This is a genomic window from Dactylosporangium sp. NPDC049140, assembly GCF_040648435.1.
On the sequence record NZ_JBEZDS010000045.1, the window covers coordinates 71,706 to 87,335 of the forward strand.

Here is a 15,630-nt window from a genome sequence, read left to right on the forward strand (position 1 = left end):
AAACGCCGATGTGTGGCGGGGTGACCGCCCCGGGAATGGGTGAGGGCTGCGCATGATCGCCGTCGCCGTGCTGGGACCCCTGGTGGCGTTGGGGCTGGTGGGCTGCGTTGACACGGGCGCCCGCGCCGTCGCCACCGCCGGCAAGCTGCTCGGCGCCGTGCGCGACGTCGGCCCCCCCATCGGGCGACGGGCCTGGAGGGATAACCCGGCCGGGCCGGTTTGCGGGCCCGGCCCCGGGGCAGCGGGCGCCGCGTGTCGCTGCGCTACCAGCCGTCGCTGGACGGTCTGCGGGCCGTCGCGCTGGGCGGGGTGCTGCTCGCGCACGGGCTGCCCGCGGTGCTGCCCGGCGGATTCCTGGGCGTCGACCTGTTCTTCGTGCTCTCCGGCTACCTGATCACGTCGCTGCTGCTGGACGAGTACGACTCCCGCGGCCGCCTCCGGCTGGGCGAGTTCTGGCGACGCCGCGCCCGGCGGCTGATGCCCGCGCTCGCGCTCGTCGTCGCGTTCGTCGTCCTCGCCGGGCCGCGGCTGCTGCCCGGGCAGGACCCGGCGCCACTGCGCCCCGACGCCGTCGCCGCGCTGACGTACTGGGCCAACTGGCGCATGATCTACCGCGGCGGCGACTACTTCACCCAGACCGCCGCCGCCTCGCCGCTGCAGCACACCTGGTCGCTGGCGATCGAGGAGCAGTTCTACCTGCTGTGGCCACTGCTGCTGATGCTCGCCGGGCGCCTTCCGCACCCCCGCCGGTGGATCGGCGCCGGCGCGCTGGCCGGGGCGGCGGCCTCGGCGGTGGCGGCCGCGGTGCTGTACGACCCGGCCGCGCCCGACCGCGTCTACTTCGGCACCGACACGCGCGCGAGCGCCCTGCTCATCGGGGCCGCCCTCGCCGCGGCCCCGCCCGGCCTGCGGGGCCGCCGATGGGCCGCCGCGGTCGGGGCGGCGGTCCTCGCCGCCGCCGCGCTGGGCGTCCACGGCGACACCGCCGCGCTGTACCGCGGCGGCTTCGTGCTCATCGCCCTCGCGGCCGCCGCCCTTGTCGCCGCGCCCGCGCGCGTGCTCGGCGTGGCGCCGCTGCGCTGGATCGGCCGCGTCTCCTACGGCGGCTACCTGTGGCACTGGCCGCTGTTCGCGATCCTCGACGCCGAGCGCACCGGCCTGGCCGGCCCGCCCCTGTTCGCGGTCCGGGTGGGGGCCACCCTCGCCGTCGCCGCCGCCAGCTTCCACCTCGTGGAGCAGCCGGTCCGGCGCCGGCGTCCGCTCCCGGCGATCGCCACGGCCGCGGCGGCGATCGCCCTGCTCGCCGCGGTTCCCGCGGAAAAGCCCCGAACCGCGGCGGCGGTACCTCCGGTGCCGGCGACGCCCGCCGCGGCGCCGGTCGCGGCGCCCGCGGTCGCGACTCCCCCGGTGCGGCGAGCGGGCCGCCGGCCGGGACCGCCCCGGGTCACCGTCATCGGCGACTCGGTCTCGTGGACCCTCGGCGCCTACTGGCCCGGCGCCGCGGAGTTCACGCTGAGCAACCAGGGCGTGCAGGGCTGCGGCATCGCCGTGCTGCCCGACGTGCGCTACGGCGGCGCGCTGCACGCCAACTACCCGTACTGCGCCACCTGGGAGTCGCGCTGGGGCGGGTCCGTCGCCGCCGACGACCCGGACGTGGTGGTGATCCTGCTCGACCGCTGGGAGCTCATGGACCGCCGGCTCGGCGACCGGTGGACCCACGTCGGGGAGGCGGACTACGACGCGTACCTCACCGGCCAGCTGGACCGCGCCCTCGACCTCGCCGCCGCGCACGGCGCCCGCGTCGCGCTGCTGAGCGCGCCGTACACCCACCGCGAGGAGCGCCCGGACGGCGGGCTGTGGCCGGAGGACGAGCCCGCGCGGGTCGACGCCTGGAACCGGCTGCTGGCCCGGGCCGCCGCGGACCACCCGAGCCGGCCGGTGGTGCTGGACCTCAACCGGGTGCTGTGCCCGGCCGGGGCGTTCGCCTGGACCGTCGGCGGGGTCCGGGTGCGCAGCGACGGCCTGCACCTCACCCCGGACGGCGTGCGCCAGATCGTCGCGCCGTGGCTCGCGCCGCAGCTGGCCCGGCTGGCGACCATCTGAAACCGGACCGCAACGCAGCAACGGGGCCGGGCTGCCGAACTTACCGGCATGCGCAGTGGCCTGGCCTCGGCCTACCTCGCCGTCGCGGCGGTGGCGGACCTCGGGTTCCTCCTCAGGTGGCGGTGGCCGGCGCCGCGGAGCTGCACCCGGGCCCCACGGCCTGACCCACCGGCAGCTTCCGGGGTCACCCGCAACGGTTACCACCTCGGCGGCGGTCGAAGCGCGCGCCCGTTGGGTACCAGGTGGTACGGGGGTTCGTGCCGCCGGTGAGAGGAGGTCTCCGCTTGCTCGACGAGTTCGCCGTGCGGGTCGACGGCGGGGCCGACGAGGCGACGGTCGCGGTCAGCGGCGTGGTCGACGTCGACTCCGGCAACCGTCTCTTCGACGCCGTCGCGGACGTGCTCGCCCGCGACGGGCTGCGGCGGGTCGTCGTGGACCTCGGGGCGGTGACGCTGCTCGACGCGGCCGGGGTGGGCGTGCTGCTGGCGGCGCGCAACCGGGCCCGGACCGCCGGCGTACGGTTCCGGGTCGGCCGCCTCAGCGAGCCGGCCCGGGACGTGCTGGCCGTCGTCGGCCTGCTCGACCTGGCGAACTGACCCGGCCTCAGGGCACCGGCCGGGCCGTGTCCGTCGGGCCGTGCACCACCGGCGTGTCGCCGTCCCACGTCACCTCGTCCAGCCAGAGCCGGCGGCCCGGCGACGTCGAGCCCTCGGCGCCGGGCGGCCACGCGTGGTAAAGCAGCCAGGTCCGCCCGTCCTGCTCCACCATCGAGGCGTGCCCGGGCCCCGAGGCGCCGCCGCGCGAGGCGAGGATCGGGTTGCCGGGCGCCTTGCGGCACGGGCCGAGCGGCGTGTCGCACCGCGCGTAGCCCTCGGCGTAGGCGGCGGTGTCGTAGGCGTTGGCCGCGTAGAACAGCAGCAGCCCGGCGCCGTGGCGCCACAGGAACGGCGCCTCGACGACGTGGCCCTCCCACGCCTCGGTCTGGCGCAGCAGCCGCGCCGGCTCGCCGAGCAGGCTCAGGCCGTCGGGGGCGAGGCGCTGCGCCCACAGCCACGTGTCCTGGCCGGCCGCGTTGCCGTCGTTCTTCCACAGCAGGTACAGCCGCCCGTCGGCGTCGCGGAACGGGCTCGCGTCGATGGAGCCGCCGAGGTCGGCCTGGCACACGAGCCGCTGCACGGATCCGTAGGGACCCTCCGGCCGCGCGGCCACGCCCCGGGCGATGCACTGCCGGCCGGAGTCGCGGTCCGCGACTGTCACGTAGAGCCCGAACCGGTCGGGGGCGAGCTGGATGATCTCCGGCGCCCAGGTCCTGCCGGGGTCGGCCCAGGCCGGCAGCGCCGGGAGGGCGTCGCCGGCCGGGGTCCAGGTGACCAGGTCGGGTGAGGTCAGCACCGGCACGTTGCGGCCGTCCGTGTTGGTGTGCACGAGGTACCAGGTCGAGCCGGCCCGGATCGCCTGCGGATCGGGCGCGTCGCCCGCGTAGACCGGGTTGGTGTACGTCGGGCCGGAGCAGCCGGCCAGCAGCACCGCCAGGACCAGCGCGACGCGCCTCATCCCTTGAGGCCGCTGCGGGAGACGCCCTCGATGATGTACCGCTGCGCGAACACGAACAGGACCAGCGCCGGAACGCTGGCGAGCACAGCCCCGGCCATGATGACCGGGTAGTCGGAGACGTACTCCCCCTGCAGCAGGCCCAGCCCGGCCGGCAGCGTGAGCCGGCCCGGGCTGAACAGCACGAAGACCGGCCACAGGAAGTCGTTCCAGTTGGTCAGGAACGACAGCACGGTGAGGGTGGCCAGCGCCGGGCGGGACAGCGGCAGCACCACGCGGGCGAAGACCTGCCACTGGTTGGCTCCGTCCAGCAGCGCGGCCTCCTCGATCTCGCGCGGCAGCGACAGGAAGAACTGGCGCAGGAAGAACACCCCGAACGCGCTGGCGGCGCCGGGCACGACGACCACGACCAGGGTGTCGAGCCAGCCGACGGTGTCGGCGATGAGGAAGCTCGGGATGATCAGCGTGGCCGGCGGCACGAACAGCGTCGCGACGATGAGGCCGAAGATCAGCCGGCGGCCCCGGAACCGCATGCGGGCCAGGGCGTAGGCGGCCATGGATGCGGTCACCAGCACCGTGGCCGCGTGCAGCGTCGCGGCCAGCATGCTGTTGGCGAACCAGCGCAGCACCGGGTTCTGCGAGCCGGGCTCGGCCAGGCGGTGGTAGCCGTAGCCGGAGACCGGGTCGGGCAGCCAGGTCGGCGGGGTGTGCTGGGCCGCCGGGTACGTCTTGAACGACGTGAGGACCATCCACACCAGCGGCAGCACGAAAACCGCGGTCAGCAGGATGAGGGCGGTGTAGAGCAGGGCGCGGCGCATGGTCAGTCCTCCCGGTACCGCAGCAGCCGGAAGTTGGCCACGCTGACGATGGCGAGCATGAGGGTGAGGGCCACGCTCATCGCGGCCGCCCGTCCGGCGTCGTTCCGGCCGAGGCCGAGGTCGACCACGTAGGCCACGACGGTGCGCGTCTCGGTGCCCGGGGCGCCCTGCGTGATGAGGTAGGACTGGCCGAACATGTTGGCCGAGGCGATGATCGTGGTGGTGATGACGAACAGCAGCACGGGCCGCAGCCCGGGCAGGGTCACGTGCCGGAACCGGGCCCACGCGCCGGCCCCGTCGACCTGGGCCGCCTCGTAGAGCTCGGCCGGGATGTCCTGCAGCCCGGCGAGGTAGATGACGGCGTTGAAGCCGCACGTCCACCAGACGGTCACGCCGACGAGGGAGATCCACACGTACGGAGTCGCGGTCAGCCACGGCGTGCCCGAGGGCAGGCCGGCCGCCTCCATCACGGCGTTGACGAAGCCGAGGTTGGCGTCGAGCAGGAACCGCCACAGCAGGCCGATGACGGCCACGCCGAGGACGTACGGCGCGAAGTACACCGCCCGGAAGAACGTGCGGCCCGGGAAGGAGCGGTTGAGCAGCAGCGCGATGCCCAGCGGCAGCACGACCAGCAGCGGCACCGAGGCGACGGTGAAGATCCCGGTGGCGCGCACGCTCTCCCACCAGTCGCCGTACACCAGCGATTCGGGGTCGAACAGCTCGGCGTAGTTGTCGGCGCCGACGAACGGCTTGTTGGGCAGCGAGAAGTCCCACTGGTGCAGGCTCAGCCACACCCCGAGACCGATCGGCAGCAGCCCGAAGACGCCGAACACGGCGAGGTACGGCAGCAGGAAGAGGTACGGGGTGGCGCGGCCGTGCGCCACCCCGTTCGCGGCGGACATCCGTCAGCTCCCGTACTTCTTCCGGTTGTCCTCGAGCAGCTTGTCCGCCTTGGCCACGCCGTCGTCGAGCGCCTGCTTCGGCGACTTCTTGCCCAGCACCGCCTCGTTGAAGGCGGTGTAGAACAGCGCGGTGACGTCGCCGATGCCGGGCGCGGCGGGCGGGAACGCGGCATCGGGCAGCTCCGCCGCGAGCGTGTTCATCTCGGTCAGCTCCTTGAACTTCGGGTCGTCGCGCACCGCGTTGCGGGCCGGCACCTGACCGCCCGCGGCCCAGTCCAGGGAGTGCTGGCTGAGCCAGTTGATGAACACCTTGGCCCCGGCGACCTTGTTCGCGTCGGTCTTCTTCTGCTGCACGATGGTGAAGTTGTGCGAGTTGGCCCAGACGGCCTTCCTGCTGCCGATCTGCGGTACCGGGGCCACGCCCCACTGCACGTCCGGGCTCTTCTTGAGGTCGTTGACCTGCCAGATACCGTTGACGTTGAAGGCGTTCTTGCCGCTCTTGAGGGCCAGGTAGTCGGCGTCCTGGCCGACGTTGGCCGGCGAGTGCCCGTCGGCGACCAGCTTCGTGAGCCAGCTGACGGCCTCCACGGCCGGGTCGGAGTTGAAGGTGGCCTTGGTGGCGTCGGCGTTGTACAGGGCGCCGCCGAACTGGTACACCAGCGAATAGGCGGTCATGCCGCCGGTGAACTGGAACGGACTGATCCAGAAGCCCTGGATGCCCTTGCCCTTCAGCGCGGCGAGGGCGGCCTCCATCTCGGCCCGGTTGGCCGGCGGCTTGGCCGGGTCGAGGCCGGCCTGGGTGAAGAGCGCCTTGTTGTAGTACAGGCCGACGGGGTGCATGTCGAGGGGGATGCCGTAGCGCTTGTCCTGGTACAGCCCGCCCTTCCACACCACCGGCGCGAAGTCGGACTCGGACAGGCCGAGCGCGCTCGCCACGTCGTCGATCGGCTGGATCACCTTGCGGGCGGCGAAGGTGGCGAGCATGTCGATGTGCATGACGGCGATGTCGGGGCCGTTGCCGCTGGACACCGCGCCGGGCAGCTTGGCGTAGTAGTCCTCCCACTTGTACGTGGCCACGGTGACGGCGACGTTGGCGTGCTCGCCGTTGAACTGGTCGACGAGCTTCTTGAAGATGTCGCCGTCCCCGCCGGTGAAGCCGTTCCAGAGGTTCAGCTGCACCTTCGGGCCGGTGTAGTCCTTGCCGCCGTTGCCGGGTTGCGCGGTGTTCTTGGCGTCGTCGTCGTCGCCGCACGCGGCCAGGCCGAGCGCGGCGGCGCCAAGGCCGAGGCCGAGGCCGAGTACATGGCGTCTGTTCATGGCGGGGGTCATTGCTCTCAACGCTCCTCTGTCGGGGTGTCTGGAGGCGTCCTACGGGGGTCTACCGGGGGGTCTGGAAGCGGATGAGGTTCCAGGAGGGGCCCGCCAGGCGCACGGTGGCGCGGCCGCCGTCGAGGCGGGGCGGGTCGAGGCGGCGCGGGGTCACGTCCGTGGCGTCGCCGGCGTCGATGGCGAGGTGCTCGACCGCGGTCAGGCCGGGGAAGCCGCGCAGGTCGAGCTCGGTGGTGACGGGCGACTCGCCGCGGTTGACGGCGAAGACGGACAGGGCGCCGTCCTCCTCGTCGTGCACGGCGACCGTCGAGAGGGAGGCGACGCTGCCGTACCGCTTCGTGTCGTGCGACGGCCCGCCCGGCTCGGTGCGCAGGACCGTGCCGCGGGCGTGGCGGGCGGTGAGGGCGAACGGGTGGAAGATGCTCTGCCGCCAGGCCCGCCCGCCCTTCTCGGTGCGGATGGGGGCGATGACGTTGACGAGCTGGGCCTGGCAGGCCACACCCACCCGGTCGGCGTGGCGCAGCAGCGTGACGAGCAGGTCGCCGACGACGACCGCGTCGGTGGCGGTGTAGTCGTCCTCGATCAGCGCCGGCGCCTCGACCCAGCCGCGGCGGTCCAGGTCGTGCTGGAGCCGCGACTGGTACCACACGTTCCACTCGTCGAACGAGATCTTGAGCCGCCGCCGCTGCCGCAGCCGCGCGCCCACGTGGTCGGCCGTGGCCACGACCTCGTCGATGAACGCGTCCATGTCCACCGCGGAGGCGAGAATGCTGGCCCGGTCGCCGTCGGAGGGGTCGTAGTAGGTGTGCGCCGAGATGTAGTCGACGTGTTCGTAGGCGTGCTCGAGGACCGTCGCCTCCCAGGCCGCGAACGTGGGCATGCCCCGGTTGGAGCTGCCGCAGGCGACCAGGCTGACGCCGGGGTCGATCAGCTTCATGGCGCGGGCGGTCTCGGCGGCGAGGCGGCCGTACTCCTCGGCGGTCTTGTGCCCGACCTGCCACGGCCCGTCGAGCTCGTTGCCCAGGCACCACAGGCGCACCCCGTAGGGCTGCTCGACGCCGTGCTGGCGCCGTGCGTCAGAAAAGTACGTGCCGCCCGGGTGGTTCGTGTACTCCAGCAGGTCCAGCGCGTCCTGCACGCCGCGGGTGCCGAGGTTCACGGCGAGCATCGGCTCGACGCCGGCCTCCCGGGCCCAGACCATGAACTCGTCGAGGCCGAACGCGTTGGTCTCGACGGTCTTCCAGGCCAGGTCGAGGCGGCGGGGCCGGTCCCCCACCGGGCCGACGCCGTCCTCCCAGCGGTACCCGGAGACGAAGTTGCCGCCGGGGTACCGCACCACGCTGACGCCCAGCTCGCGGGTCAGCTCGAGGACGTCCCCGCGCAGCCCGAGCCGGTCCGCGGAGGGGTGGCCGGGTTCGAAGATGCCGCCGTACACGCAGCGGCCCATGTGCTCCACGAACGACCCGAAGAGCCGCCGGTCGGCCTCGCCGATGCGGAACGCGGGATCGATCACGACGCGTGCGGTATCCAAAGCCGTGGCCTTTCGTTCGAACGTGATGAGTTTTTACAACGTTGTAGGCAACGTTGTAAAGGGCTCGGCACGCGGTACAGTGCTGCTCGTGCGGCACAGCCTCAAACATGTGGCCGAGCGGGCCGGGGTCTCGGTGAAGACCGTGTCCAACGTGGTCAACGGGTATCCACACATCCGCCCCGAGACGCGGGCCCGGGTGGAGGCCGCCATCGTCGCGCTCGACTACCGGCCGAACCTCAGCGCGCGCAACCTGCGCCAGGGCCGCACCGGGCTCGTCGCGCTGGCCGTGCCGGAGCTGGACAACCCGTACTTCGCCGAGCTGACCCGGCACGTGGTGACCGCCGCCGCCGCGCACGGCTGGACCGTGCTCATCGACCACACCGACGGCGACCCGGACCGGGAGCGCGAGGTCGCGGCCGGCATCCGCGACCACCTGGTCGACGGGCTCATCTTCAGCCCCCTGGCCCTGTCCGGCGCGGAGCTCACCGGCGGCGCCGACCGCACCCCGACCGTCCTGCTCGGCGAGCGCATCGACGCCGCCGACGGCCGCGGCCCGGCCGACCACGTCGCCGTGGACAACGTCGCCGCGGCCCGCGACGCGACCGCCTACCTGGCCTCGCTCGGCCGGCGGCGCATCGCCGCGCTGGGCGTGCAGCACACCGCCGAGGGCGTCAGCGCCCGGCTGCGGCTGGCCGGCTACCAGGCCGCCCTGGCCGACGCCGGCCTGCCCGCCGACCCGGCGCTGCTCGCGCCGGCCGACCGGTGGCACCGGGCCGACGGCGCCGCCGCGATGCGCGCGCTGCTGGACTCCGGCGCCCGCCCGGACGCGGTGTTCTGCTTCAACGACACCCTCGCCCTGGGCGCGCTGCGGGCGCTGCACGAGGCCGGGCTGCGGGTGCCGGAGGACGTCGCGGTGGCCGGCTACGACGGTATCGACGACGGCCGCTTCTCCATCCCGACCCTGACCACGATCGAGCCGGACATCGAGCGGCTGGCCACTCTCGCGGTCGAGCTGCTGGCCGAGCGGATCGGGGGCGGCGCCGACCGGCCGCCGCGGGAGTGCCTCGTGCCGCACCGCCTGACGATCAGGGAGAGCGCCTGACCTCAGGCCTCGCCCATGACGAGGCCCTCGATGGTGTGCTGCTGCCGGATCGGGACCAGGCGGCGATCGCGGAGGCGGCGCCGGCACCGCCCGGCTCGGCCGCCCCCGCTCCCGGCGGGTGCTACGTCGCTCGGCCGCCCGCTCCCGGCCGATGCTGGTCAGCCGTCCCGCTCCTCGCTGGTCCGGCGGCGCACCTCGACGGTGTCGGCGGCCACCTGGTCGATCCGGCCGGCCAGGTTCGGGTGGCGGTCCAGGTGCCTCCGCACGGCGGCGAGCAGGGCCGGCAGGGCGGTGGCATCCGCGTCGCCCAGGGCTGAACCGGGCGCGGTCCCGCCGCCCGGCCGCCCCGGTGTCATCGGGCGGCGGGGCCTCGTCCGCTCACGCGCTCCGGCGCAGGGCCAGGACGGCGATGTCGTCGGTCGGGGCGTTGTCGTCCAGCATCGCGGCCATGACGGTCGCGCACATGGCCTCGGCCGGCGCGCACGTGACCGCGGCGGCGAGCCGGGCCAGGCCCAGCGGCAGCGAACGGTCCCGGCGCTCGACCAGCCCGTCGGTGTAGAAGACCAGTCCCCCGCCGCTTGGCAGCCGCAGCTCCGTGGTGCCGCGCGGCGCGTCGGGGTGGGCGCCGAGCGGCAGGTTGGGCTTGATCGTCGTGAGCCGGCCGGGGCCGTCCGGTTCGACGGCCACCGGGGGGAGGTGCCCGGCGTTGGAGACGGTCACCGCGTCGAGGCTCGGCGGGATGACGGCGTAGACCGCGGTGGCCATGGCGCCCGGCTCGAACCGCTGGATCTTGCGGTCGAGGCGGGTGAGCACGTCGGCGGGGTCGTCGGTCTCCAGGGCGTAGGCGCGCAGCGCGGAGCGGATGCGGCCCATGACGACCGCCGCGCGCAGGCCGTTGCCGGCCACGTCGCCCACGGCGAGGCCGATGCAGCCGGAGGGCAGTTCGAAGACGTCGTACCAGTCCCCGCCCACGCCCACCTCGGCCCCCGGCACGTACCGGACGGCGAGATCGAGCCCGGCGATGCACGGCGGGCGGCTCGGCAGCAGGCTGCGCTGCAGCGCGTGCGCGGCGGCCTGGTCGAGGCTGTGCATGCGGGCCTGCGTGGCGGGCGCGATGCGGTCGGCGGCGAGCTGCAGCAGCTCGACGTCCGGCGCGCTGAACCGGCGCGGGCTGCGGGTGCCGACGTACAGCACCCCGATGACCCGCCCCTCGGTGATCATCGGCACGCCCAGCAGCGACGCGATGTGCTCGGCGTGGACGGCGGCGCTGAGCACGTTGCTGCCGTCCACGTGCTCGATCGCGAGCGGCCCGGCGGCGGCGGCGACCCGGCCGGCGAACCCGCGCCCGACCGGCACCCGGACGCCCTGGTACACCTCGCGCTCCAGGCCGCTGGCGGCGGTCGCGATGAGCTCGCTGCCGGTCGGGTCGACCAGCATCACGGTGGCGGTGTCGGCGTGCAGCAGGGCCCGCGCCCGCACCAGCAGCTCGGTGAGCAGGTCCTCCACGCCGAGCCGGGACAGCGCGGTGTCGGTGATCTGCTGCAGTCGGCGCAGCTGCCCGGCGCTGTCGAGCTCGCCGCCGGGCCCGCTCACGCGATCATCGCGCCGGTATGAGCCACAGGGTCCTCCTCGGTGGCGGCGGGGACCCGGACCACGGGCATCAGGACCGAGCCGGCCGAATCAGTACGGTGCCGAGTCTATCCAGCATCGTCGCCCCCGGGCCCCGCCCCGGCCGTCACAGCGTGCTTTCGAAGTCCGATTCCGCCGTCTCCTTCGCCGGGGTGCGCCGGCGCGGCTCCGGCGCCGGGGTGCTCGGCTCGACCGTCGCGGTGGCGGCCGGCAGCGGCGGCGTGGGCGACTTGAACAGCTCCTGCACCGTCTGCACCGCCTGCCCGGCGGTGGGGTTCTCGCGCAGCCGGCCCGTGCTGGCGACGATCTGCTCGTACTTCTCCCGCCCGGCCCGGGTGCCGAGCACATAGCCGACGGCCACTCCGGCGGCCACAGTCAGCAGACGCATTCAAAGTCTCCTCTTCGTTGTACGGGTTCACGCCCGCCGGCGGCGGACGGCGTAGATGATCACGGTGATCGTCGCGGCGAGCCCGGCGACCACCGCCCACGGCAGGGGCTTGTGGGCCTGCGCGGGCAGGTCGGCGTCGCGCACGGCGGCGCGGACGGAGGTGGCCGCGCTACCGGCCTTGCCGGCCACGGTGCTCGCCGTTTTTCCGGCCTTGCCGGCCACCGTGCTCGCCGTGTCACCGGCCTTGCCGGCCACCGTGCTCGCCTTTTCGGCCACCGTGCTCGCCGCGTCGCCCACGGCCCGGCGGGTCTGCCCGGCCGCGGCGCCGACGCGCTGTCTGGCGTCGTCGACCGCCCCGGCGGCCGCCTCCTTGGCCCGGGCCTTCACGTCGGTCTTGGCCGCCAGCTGCTCGGCCGTGCCGGCCAGCTCGGCGCGGGTCTGCGCGATCTCCGCGCGGAGCCGCTCGGGGTCGTTGCCGTGACTGCTCATGCCCTCCGCCCTTCCCGGACGGCGGTCTTGACCGCGTCCACGTCCGCGTGCACGCCGTCGACCGTCGACGCGTCGTCGCGCACTCCACCAGCGCCGACATCCGTCACGGCGACCACCTCCTCGAGTCGCCGACCCTGTTCCCTGGTCAAACGGCAACGAAACTTCCGAATGCGGCGCTGTCAACGATCGAGGGGCAGCTCGAGCCACACGTCCTTGCCGTCGCCGGGGTGCTCCCGCACGCCCCAGCGCGAGGCGAGCGCCTCGACGAGGGCCAGGCCGCGGCCGTGGTCCAGGTCCGGCGGGGGCGCCTGGCGCACGGTGATCGGCGCGCAGTCCTGGTCGTGCACGGAGATGCCGAGCACCCGGTCGGTGCAGTACAGGTCGATGTGCTCGACCCCGCCGGCGTGCAGCAGAGCATTGGCGGTCAGCTCGGAGACGAGCAGCTCGACGTTGTCGCTCAGCCGCGCCGGGGCGGGCCGGGTGAGCAGCCGCGGCAGCGCGGCCAGCACCCAGGCGCGGGCCGCGGCGGCGACCGACACGTCGGTGCCGATCCGGGGCCTCCAGCGCGTGGAGCGGCCCGAGGGTCTGCCGCTGTCGTCGTCCCGCATGCCGTGTCCCCCGGATTTCACTCGATCCGCATGATCCGGGGTTACCCCGACATCGACGGCGCACACCTGATTGAGGTGACGACAGTGACCGCGCTCAGCGGACCGTGACCCCGCGCGGGCCCGTGAGCGGGGCGATGCGCGAACCGCCGGGACCCGGGACGAGCGGCGGAAGCGGGTACCAGGAGACCATGAGAGCCCTCATGACCCGCGCGGAACGCCGGTCGGCCGCCGCCGTCACGCCGCCGGGTCAGCGCTCCGGGATCTCGTGCAGCGCGGCCTCCTCGGCGCTCGCCCCGCCGCCGGCCGGGCCCGCGTCGTAGGCGATCGCGTCCGTCTCCACATCCGGACCGGTGCCCTCGTCCGGCTTGACGAGGCGGCCGACGGTACCGTTGCCGCCGCCTATGCCGGTGTCGTACATGGACACCGGGGAGCCGAGGTTCGGCTCCACCGGCGTGTCGTCGATCACCGTCTCGCGCTCGATCGCGTCGATCTCGGTGGCCAGCGCGTCCGGGTCGAACTCCTCGCCGTCGTCCGGGGCCGGCCGTACGTCCGCGGCCCGGACCTCCAGCGCCGGGTCGGGGACCTCGCGGTCGAGCTTCAGGTCGAGGGGCTCGCCGGCGAGGGCCTCCTCCGGCGTCGTGCCGAAGCGGTCGACCGCGAGCGGACGGTCCTCGCGGTCCAGCGGCAGCGCGGCGGGGTCGGGGCCGTCGGCGATGCGGCCGGACTCGGCGTCGCCCCGGCCGGTGGAGTCATCGTCAGCGGTGTCGGGAAGGCCGGCGGCCTCCGGGTCCGACACCGGGTTGGGGTAATCGTCGGTACGCATGCCGGAACACGTACCCGGCATGGGCCCGGGCACTCACGACAGGCGCGCGGCGTACACCGGGGGTGGTCCGGCCTCGGCCCGGGAGCGCACGGCCCGCAGCGCGTTGCGCAGGTCCCGCCGCTGCCGCGGGCCGGCGTCGGGCGCGATCCGCACCGCGAGCTCGGTGCCGTGGTCGCCCGGCGCCGGACGGACACGTACCTCGACGGTAAAGCCGAGCTCGTCCAGCGGCGGCGGTCTCGGCCCGAGCCGCTCCGGCGCGCAGTCGATGGTGACGCGGTGCCAGCGGTCGGGGCCGGGCCGTCGGCGGCGGCGCGCCCGGACGGCGCCGGTGAGCGCGCCGGCGCCGGCGGCCACGGCCAGGGCGGCGGGCAGTTTCCACGTGCGCATGCGGTGCGCTACCCGGACGGGCGGCGCCGACACCTGTGGTTGACCGGCGCGCCGGTGGGTACAACCACTCCACCAGCCTCCAGCGCCCGATCGGCCGCCGCGGCCATGGCCTCCAGGCCGTCGTCCGCGCGCCGGGCCGCCCGCCGGCTCGTCGGGCTGGGCGAGCCGGGTGCGCTGGAGCAGGTCAGCGCGCCGGTCCCACCACCTTCTCGCAGATCCGGGCGGCCCGCGCGCCGTCCGGCGCAGATAGGCTCATGAGTGTGCGTTCCTCATTCATCGGCAGCGGACCCGGCGGCAACCCCGCCGACATCGTCACGGTGCACATCACGGACGGCGATCCCGTCATCGTCGCCGTCACCGGCCGGCTCCTGTTCGACACGCTGCAGCCCCTTGCGGACGCGCTGAACGAGCTGGACCCGGCCGAGCGTCCCCGGGTCGTCCTGGACCTCGCCGGCGTGCCGCTGTGCGACTCCAGCGCGCTGAACCTGCTGGTGCGCACCCGCACGGCCCGGGCCGACGCGGGCGGCTGGCTGCGGCTGGCGGCAGTGCAGCCCATGGTCGGCAGCGTCCTGGAGATCACCAACCTGTCATGGATCCTGCCGACGTACGAGACCGTCGAGGAGGCACTGGCCTGAGCCGGCCCGGGGGTCAGTCGCGGGCGAGGCGGCGCGCGGCCAGCTCGGCCAGCAGGACGGCGCCGTCGAAGAGCACGCCGTCGTCGAACCGGGCCCGCGGCGAGTGGTTGCCGGGCAGTCCCCGGTGGTCGTCGCCGGCCGCGGCGCCCAGGAAGAGGTACGCGCCCGGCACCCGCTCCAGCACCCGGCTGAAGTCCTCGGAGCCGGGGACGGGGTGCTCCATGAGCGTGAACCGCCCGGCGCCGAACAGGTCGCGGGCGGTCCCGGCCACGAAGTCGTACTCGCGCGGATCGTTGACGGTCACCGGGTACTCCGGCTCGAACCGCACCTCGGCCCGCAGCCCGTGCGCGGCCGCGATCCCCTCACACAGCCGCACCGACTCGCGGGCGATCTGCTCCCCGGCGGCGGCGCTGAACGTGCGGACGGTGGCCTCGAACACCGCCTCGTCCGGAATCACGTTGCGCAGGGTCCCGGCGTGGAACGCGCCGACGGTGACGACAACCGGCTCGAACGGGCTGTAGCGGCGCCCGACCATCGTCTGCAGCGCGGTCACCATCTCGCACGCGGCCGGGATCGGGTCGGCGGCCTCGTGCGGGGCCGCGCCGTGCCCGCCGGCGCCGACGACCCGCACGAACAGCCCGGCCGCGGCCGACATCAGCGGCCCGGGCCGCGCCGCGAAGATCCCGCGGGGGAACAGGGCGGCCAGCACGTGCAGCCCGTAGGCCGCGTCGGCGGGCCGTCCGGCCGCGTCGAGCACCCCCTCCTCGATCATCAGACCGGCGCCGTCGTACCCCTCCTCGCCCGGCTGGAACATGAGGACCACGTCGCCGGCCAGCTCGCCGCGCCGCTCCGCGAGCAGGTGCGCGGCGCCGACGAGCCCCGCGGTGTGCATGTCGTGGCCGCAGGCGTGCATGGCGCCGGGGACCTCGGACGCGTACGGCACGTCGGCGAGCTCGGTGACCGGCAGCGCGTCCATGTCACCGCGCAGCAGCACGACCGGCCCGGGCCGCGCGCCGCGCAGCACCGCCGTCACGGACGAGAGCGCGGTACCGGTGCTGATCTCCAGCGGCAGCCCGTCGAGCGCGGCGAGCACCTGCCGCTGCGTAGCCGGCAGGTCGAGCCCGATCTCCGGCCGCCGATGCAACCGCCGGCGCAGGTCGATGAGGTCTTCCCGCAGTCCCATGGGCTCCGTTCCCGGTGGTGGGGCCGTCCGGTTCGACAGTATCGGATGGACGACCCGCCCCCGCCGGAGCAGCTCGAGCAGGCCACGGCGAGGAGGCTGCCGGGGCTGACCCAGCGGAAGCCGCCGTGCTTCGCGTTCGACGAAGCCCAGTA

General features: G+C 74.4%; 17 protein-coding genes. 4 read left to right on the forward strand and 13 right to left on the reverse strand.

Going from position 1 to position 15,630, the window contains the following annotated elements:
- The first annotated feature begins 252 nt into the window (after positions 1-252).
- Together AB0B76_RS45375 and AB0B76_RS45380 are read left to right on the forward strand one after the other, a co-directional pair.
- Positions 253-2,103 carry an acyltransferase family protein gene (locus tag AB0B76_RS45375; RefSeq protein WP_360388067.1) on the forward strand — a complete coding sequence of 617 codons (1,851 nt, stop codon included), beginning with the start codon at positions 253-255 and terminating at the stop codon, positions 2,101-2,103.
- 284 nt (positions 2,104-2,387) lie between these two features.
- Complete coding sequence (locus AB0B76_RS45380; protein WP_360388070.1) at positions 2,388-2,699, forward strand: STAS domain-containing protein; 312 nt, start codon at positions 2,388-2,390, stop codon at positions 2,697-2,699.
- Positions 2,700-2,706: 7 nt separating this feature from the next.
- Here the strand turns inward: AB0B76_RS45380 and AB0B76_RS45385 are convergent, their stop codons facing one another.
- The 5 genes from AB0B76_RS45385 to AB0B76_RS45405 form a co-directional block, all read right to left on the reverse strand.
- Positions 2,707-3,657 carry a glycoside hydrolase family 43 protein gene (locus tag AB0B76_RS45385; RefSeq protein WP_360388073.1) on the reverse strand — a complete coding sequence of 317 codons (951 nt, stop codon included), beginning with the start codon at positions 3,655-3,657 and terminating at the stop codon, positions 2,707-2,709.
- Positions 3,654-4,472 carry a carbohydrate ABC transporter permease gene (locus AB0B76_RS45390; protein ID WP_360388076.1) on the reverse strand — a complete coding sequence of 273 codons (819 nt, stop codon included), beginning with the start codon at positions 4,470-4,472 and terminating at the stop codon, positions 3,654-3,656. Before AB0B76_RS45390 ends, AB0B76_RS45385 begins: the two co-directional genes overlap by 4 nt.
- 2 nt (positions 4,473-4,474) lie before the next feature.
- A complete protein-coding gene (locus AB0B76_RS45395) occupies positions 4,475-5,374 on the reverse strand; it encodes a sugar ABC transporter permease (RefSeq protein WP_360388079.1) in 900 nt (299 codons plus the stop codon).
- A 3-nt stretch (positions 5,375-5,377) separates the two neighbouring features.
- Complete coding sequence (locus AB0B76_RS45400; protein WP_360388082.1) at positions 5,378-6,691, reverse strand: ABC transporter substrate-binding protein; 1,314 nt, start codon at positions 6,689-6,691, stop codon at positions 5,378-5,380.
- A gap of 61 nt (positions 6,692-6,752) precedes the next feature.
- Entirely contained in the window at positions 6,753-8,234 is a 1,482-nt protein-coding gene (locus AB0B76_RS45405; RefSeq protein ID WP_360388085.1) for an alpha-N-arabinofuranosidase, read from the reverse strand.
- Positions 8,235-8,322: 88 nt separating this feature from the next.
- Here AB0B76_RS45405 and AB0B76_RS45410 point away from each other — a divergent pair, with 88 nt between their 5' ends.
- Positions 8,323-9,336, forward strand: a complete 1,014-nt coding sequence (locus AB0B76_RS45410; protein WP_360388088.1) for a LacI family DNA-binding transcriptional regulator — start codon at positions 8,323-8,325, stop codon at positions 9,334-9,336.
- A 158-nt stretch (positions 9,337-9,494) separates the two neighbouring features.
- On the opposite strand, the gene AB0B76_RS45415 is transcribed toward AB0B76_RS45410, so the two are convergent.
- The 7 genes from AB0B76_RS45415 to AB0B76_RS45445 form a co-directional block, all read right to left on the reverse strand.
- Positions 9,495-9,692, reverse strand: coding sequence for a hypothetical protein (locus tag AB0B76_RS45415; protein WP_360388091.1), 198 nt, complete (start codon positions 9,690-9,692; stop codon positions 9,495-9,497).
- A gap of 22 nt (positions 9,693-9,714) precedes the next feature.
- Complete coding sequence (locus tag AB0B76_RS45420) at positions 9,715-10,929, reverse strand: GAF domain-containing SpoIIE family protein phosphatase (protein ID WP_360388094.1); 1,215 nt, start codon at positions 10,927-10,929, stop codon at positions 9,715-9,717.
- Positions 10,930-11,071: 142 nt separating this feature from the next.
- Entirely contained in the window at positions 11,072-11,353 is a 282-nt protein-coding gene (locus AB0B76_RS45425; protein WP_360388097.1) for a hypothetical protein, read from the reverse strand.
- 27 nt (positions 11,354-11,380) lie between these two features.
- Positions 11,381-11,842 (reverse strand): DUF3618 domain-containing protein, encoded by a 462-nt coding sequence (locus tag AB0B76_RS45430; RefSeq protein ID WP_360388100.1) that lies wholly within the window; start codon positions 11,840-11,842, stop codon positions 11,381-11,383.
- Between the two features lie 179 nt (positions 11,843-12,021).
- Positions 12,022-12,450 (reverse strand): ATP-binding protein, encoded by a 429-nt coding sequence (locus tag AB0B76_RS45435; protein WP_360388103.1) that lies wholly within the window; start codon positions 12,448-12,450, stop codon positions 12,022-12,024.
- A 247-nt stretch (positions 12,451-12,697) separates the two neighbouring features.
- Entirely contained in the window at positions 12,698-13,273 is a 576-nt protein-coding gene (locus AB0B76_RS45440; RefSeq protein ID WP_360388106.1) for a DUF5709 domain-containing protein, read from the reverse strand.
- Positions 13,274-13,306: 33 nt separating this feature from the next.
- Entirely contained in the window at positions 13,307-13,660 is a 354-nt protein-coding gene (locus tag AB0B76_RS45445; RefSeq protein WP_360388109.1) for a hypothetical protein, read from the reverse strand.
- Between the two features lie 260 nt (positions 13,661-13,920).
- On the opposite strand from AB0B76_RS45445, the gene AB0B76_RS45450 reads away from it, so the two are divergent.
- On the forward strand, positions 13,921-14,295 hold the full coding sequence (locus tag AB0B76_RS45450) for an STAS domain-containing protein (RefSeq protein WP_360388111.1): 375 nt from the start codon (positions 13,921-13,923) through the stop codon (positions 14,293-14,295).
- Between the two features lie 13 nt (positions 14,296-14,308).
- On the opposite strand, the gene AB0B76_RS45455 is transcribed toward AB0B76_RS45450, so the two are convergent.
- A complete protein-coding gene (locus AB0B76_RS45455; protein ID WP_360388114.1) occupies positions 14,309-15,478 on the reverse strand; it encodes a M20 family metallopeptidase in 1,170 nt (389 codons plus the stop codon).
- Positions 15,479-15,630 lie beyond the last annotated feature (152 nt).